At 71.0% G+C, this 2,838-nt stretch carries 2 protein-coding genes and 1 pseudogene; 2 read left to right on the plus strand and 1 reads right to left on the minus strand.

Annotated features, from left to right (window positions below):
- On the plus strand, positions 1 to 436 hold a 436-nt coding region (locus KIT86_RS24795), incomplete at its 5' end, for a hypothetical protein (RefSeq protein ID WP_297403367.1).
- On the opposite strand, the gene KIT86_RS24800 is transcribed toward KIT86_RS24795, so the two are convergent.
- On the minus strand, positions 384 to 2,168 hold the full coding sequence (locus KIT86_RS24800; protein WP_297403368.1) for a lysoplasmalogenase family protein: 1,785 nt from the start codon (positions 2,166 to 2,168) through the stop codon (positions 384 to 386). The genes KIT86_RS24795 and KIT86_RS24800 overlap by 53 nt on opposite strands.
- A gap of 102 nt (positions 2,169 to 2,270) precedes the next feature.
- On the opposite strand from KIT86_RS24800, the pseudogene KIT86_RS24805 reads away from it, so the two are divergent.
- A pseudogene (locus KIT86_RS24805) lies at positions 2,271 to 2,838 on the plus strand (sporulation protein); the annotation flags it as partial.

The raw sequence follows: 2,838 nt of genomic DNA on the forward strand, positions 1-2,838 counted from the left end.
GGTGAGCGCGCTCGTCGGCCTGGCCCGGCCCGGCGTGGACCATCGGGCGTTGTTCGACTCGCAGTCGCTGCTGGCGGACCTGCAGCCCCGCCTGCGGGCTGCGGAGGCGGCGTTGCAGCAGGACGCGAAGGAGCACCAGCAAGGGCGGCTGGGCGGGGCGGGATTCGTCGAGGCGATGGCACAGCGCCACATCCCGGCCTACCGGGCCCTGGGTGAGGAGCTGGCCGCGCTCGGGCCGATGCCCGATGCCCCCGCCGTGGCGGACATCCGGGAGCTTCACGGCATCGTGCTGGAGGTGATGACGCTGGAGGTGGGCAAGCACCAGGGATCGGTCGACCTGGCCCAGGCCGATGCCCGGCTGGCGCAGTTGTCGCAACGGATGCTCAGTGTGGGTGCCCGTCTGCGAGCGAAGAACGCGCCGACGGCCAGGCCGTGAGCGAGCCCAGCCCGGCACCGGTGCGCCGGCTGCGCAGCATGCCCGCGACGATCAGCGCCTGCGCCGCGTAGTAGGTGCCCAGCACCCACAGGGGCGACAGCGGCAGCGGCCAGACGAAACGGTTGGTCGCCAGCAGCGAGTCGCTCAGCATGAAAAAGCCCGAACCGAGGGCCACGGCCAGCGCCGCGCCGTCGCGCTGCACGCTGGCGCGGCCGATGGCTTGCGCAGCCATGAGGGCGATCACCAGCACGTAGGCCGCCACCGGCACACGCAAGCCGGCCGGCAGGCCGCCCTGCCACAGAAAGCCGTACATGGCCACGCCCAGGCCCAGCGTGGCCGCCAGGGCGCGCCGGCTCGGGAACCAGGGCAGGCCCAGGCGGAACAGCGCGATGTAGGCCAGGTGGGCCAGCAAGAAGGCCACCAGCCCCGGAATGAAATAGCCCGGAAACATCAGGAAGGCATCGCCGGCGAGGGACAGCGCAAGCGCGCACAGCAGCAGGGCGTGCGCCCGCCGCGCGCCGCCCACCTTGCGCGCGTGCGCCCACACCACCGCCATGGCGATCAGCATGGCCAGCGGCTTGAAGACCCGGTGCAGCTCCAGCCAGCCCAGCGCGGCGGTGGCCATGGCCAGGGCACCGCATTCGATCAGCAGCGCCTCACCCATGCCGATGCGCCCCTGCATCACCGCGCCAATGGCCCACAGCGCCACCAGCAGCACGCTGAACACCACGGCGCTGCGCGAGAGCGGCCAGGTGTCGGCGAACCACAGGAAGCCCGCCACCCCCGCGAGCAGGCCGACGAACTGCGCGCCAGCGAACCAGCGCACCGTGGCGCTCATGGGCGGCGCAAAGCGCTGCACGGTGGCGAGGTCAAAGGCCGGCGCCGGAAAGCGCGCGGCCACGTCGGCCGGCCGCCAGCCCGGCGGCTTGAACCACACGCGCAGCTTGTCGGCCCAGCGCCGGGTGTGCCAGCTGTCGCGCAGCAGGCCCCAGTACACCTCGCCATTGGCCCACAGCGGGTCCCAGCTCTGCAGCGGCTTGCGTGTGCCGTAGACGCACTTCTCGTCCTCTTCCTGGAAGCTGCCGAACAGGCGATCCCAGACGATGAGAATGCCGCCGTAGTTGCGGTCGAGGTAGCGGTCGTTCACCGCGTGGTGCACTCGGTGGTTGGACGGGCTGCAGAACCAGCGGTCGAAGCAGCCCAGCTTGCCCACGTGCTCGGTGTGCACCCAGAACTGGTAGAGCAGGTCGATCAGCGCGACCACGCCGAACACCAGCGGCGGCACGCCCGCTATCGCCATCGGCAAATAGAAGATCCAGCCCAGCAGCGCACCCGAACTGGTCTGGCGCAGCGCGGTCGAGAGGTTGTAGTCCTGGCTCTGGTGGTGCACCACGTGCGCGGCCCAGAAGACGGCGCTCTCGTGGCCGGCGCGGTGCAGCCAGTAGTAGCAGAAGTCGTAGAACACCAGCGCGGTCAGCCAGCCGATCCAGCTGGTCCAGAACGGGTGGTCGGGCCAGAGCGCCACCGCCGAGTAGACGGCGGTGTAGAGGCCCACGCGCAGCAGCCGGGTGAACACCGCGCTGATCTGGCTGAGCATGCCCAGGCCGATGCTGCTGATGGCATCGTCGAGCCGGTAGGTGTTGTGCCGGCGCCGGCGGCCGATGGCGTATTCGAGCGCGATCAGCGCGAAGAAGACGGGCGTGGCCAGCACGATGACCTGGCTCGGGCTCATGGGAGGCGCTCAAAGCGGAAGCGAAGCATGTGCGCATTGTGGGCAGAAGCCGTTGTTGGCGCCCTTGGCATCAACCCGCATGCCCATGCCAGAATCGCGGGCATGTCCGCCCACCCGCCCGCTGCCGCGACCGCCCCGGAGAGTGCCACCACCGCGCTGTACCGCGCCGCGCTGGGGCCCGTGAACACGGCGCACTACCTCGCGGTGTTCGAGCGCTTTGACGAGGCCGGCCGCGCCAGCCCGGTCTGGAACCCGGCGGCCGGCCTGCTCACCCTGAACTGGCTGGTGTTCCGCCAGCTCTGGGGCTCGGCGCTGGTGTACCTGGCCTGCGCCCAGGGGTTGGCACTGCTGGTGCTGTGGGCGGCCCGGCGATTCCTGCACTGGCCGCCATCGGTGGAATGGGGCGTGCTGCTCACGCTGCTGTTGCTGAGCATCGCGATCCCCGGCGCCTACGGCAACGCCCTGCTGCACGCCGACACCCGCCGCCGCATGACGCGCGCCGTGCGCGAAGCCCGCACCGTGCGAGAGGCCTGCGCCGCGCTGGAAAAACAATCGAGTTCGAAGCGGCGCCTGGCAGCGCTCGCGGTGGTCAACCTGCTGCTGGCGGGCGCGCTGGCGTCGGCTTGGCTGGGCGGCGGGTTCAAGCGGGGCCTGCCGGCACCGGCTGCCA

This window comes from Hydrogenophaga sp., from assembly GCF_026125825.1.
Classification (GTDB): Bacteria; Pseudomonadota; Gammaproteobacteria; order Burkholderiales; family Burkholderiaceae_C; genus Hydrogenophaga.